Genomic DNA, 1732 nt, shown 5'->3' with positions numbered 1-1732 from the left:
GCCTACAACTGATATGCTGTCCTGTTGAAGTGTCAGCATTGCTGCATAGTTATCGGAAATGTCTATATGTGTGAATGCTATAACACGATCTGCTTTAGTTGCTCTATTCACTGCTCTGTAAAAAGTCACTTCATAGAAGATGCGCCCGTAACAGAAGAAAGGTCTTGTCTTATGTATATAGTATCTCTCAGGTGCTAGTAATAGATGATTGTAAGTGCTTGGATGTTGTTGGATTCTTTCTGCTATACGCTCATGGTACTCTCTAAGTGAGGGATCTAGGTCAATAGGAAAACTTTCTAGGTTTTCGAGAATAGAGACGTGATATTGCTCACTAAGGAGATTTTTACTTCGGAGTAGATACTCGTAATATTTCAACATCAAACGTTCAGAAGCATCACCATCAAAGGTGTAATGAGAGGCACTCTTTTGGATGAGCTTATGAAACTTAGCTAAAAAGTTTAATTTTCCATTCCGCTTTACATGTTCGAGGGCTGGACCAACTTTATTATAGTGAAAATCACTCTTCAGCGTTCCTGCTTGTGTGAACACCACAATGCCTTCAATGAGATTTCTGAGTTGCGAAAGAATGTTTTGTGATAACAAAGATCTGTGATCACTTAAAGACGTAATATTAGAACAAATAGCTTGATTAGCACTTAGTATCTGGTTTTCGATTGATGCCATTGTGTAGCAGTTCCTTTACAAAATCAGTTATAGCTTCCGAAAGAAACCGACAGCGTTGTCTAGGATACAATTAGTTCTCTTCGCTGCACCAAATTTGGCAACGGTTACAAGTCTTCGCTACTTGTACCCACTACTTAACCAAGATCACACGCTTGTCGATTTAACCAGCATAGCCGCATACTCAATGACACACTGTGCTCAAAATCGCACAAACCACTATAATGGAACAATGACTAGTCAAAATGCTGAGTAGYAAGCTATTGATACACTTAAAAATACAGGGAACTTGCCTTTTGCTTAGCTAAGTTTTCCCTAATTTAACAGAGCTACTAACCAACTTTTGTCCATTTTCGAGCCAAAATAGCGTCGACTTATCCTTCTCGCTTTACTCCACTCAAAGTCCGCATTGTTTAGTGTGGGCTTATTCATTTCATAGGCGTTGTTGATCAAATCATCCACCTAACGCACTGATCCCAGTAGGATTACTTCCATTAATCAACTCGGTAACTAACAGGCATACCGAGTCTTATGACTTTGTTCATCGCTTTCACGTTGGCCAATGCTTCGCCAACTTGTGCATTGTAATCACGCAGTGTCAGTTGTGGACTGAGTAATTTTTTGTATCGATACATCCCAGTTTCTGACAGAGAGCGTTGGTGATAATTTTCTTCTCGTTTCCAGTCTTCCAAGTTACCCGACTGTAAGGCGCTGACGGCTGCATTGCGAGGGAGGTCATCCTCCCAATAGCCCGCATTTCTCCTTCATGCTTCCCCTACACCAAACCCCTCAATATTCCCCACAATGTCTCTTTATGTGGTTTTTATGTCGCTTAGTGTCAAGTTGTGGCGTGTTATTCCGGACACACTGTGGCCAGTTTAATCAAGCGACAAGAGGCCGAACATGAATCGCAGCGTCATTCTTACCTGCGCCGTAACCGGTGCGGGCGATACCACGGGCAAAAACCCCAATGTGCCAATCACGCCAAAACAGATTGCCGACAACTGTATTGAAGCGGCGCGTGCAGGTGCCAGTGTCGCTCATATTCACG

1 protein-coding gene and 2 pseudogenes are annotated in these 1732 nt (G+C 42.3%); 1 reads left to right on the top strand and 2 read right to left on the bottom strand.

Features of this window, described 5'->3' with window-relative positions:
* Window positions 1-684 (bottom strand): annotated as a pseudogene (locus tag BZG14_RS15260) (helicase); the annotation flags it as partial.
* A 491-nt stretch (window positions 685-1175) separates the two neighbouring features.
* Window positions 1176-1445 (bottom strand): annotated as a pseudogene (locus tag BZG14_RS15255) (IS5/IS1182 family transposase); the annotation flags it as partial.
* A 139-nt stretch (window positions 1446-1584) separates the two neighbouring features.
* On the opposite strand from BZG14_RS15255, the gene BZG14_RS16170 reads away from it, so the two are divergent.
* Window positions 1585-1732: 3-keto-5-aminohexanoate cleavage protein (locus BZG14_RS16170; protein ID WP_198532079.1), on the top strand; the 148-nt coding region annotated here is incomplete at its 3' end.

The organism is Salinivibrio sp. IB282 (genome assembly GCF_001995685.1).
In the GTDB taxonomy this organism is placed as follows: Bacteria; Pseudomonadota; Gammaproteobacteria; order Enterobacterales; family Vibrionaceae; genus Salinivibrio; species Salinivibrio kushneri.
Note: the sequence above shows the minus strand (reverse complement) of the source record. Positions and strands in the feature narration are given on the sequence as shown.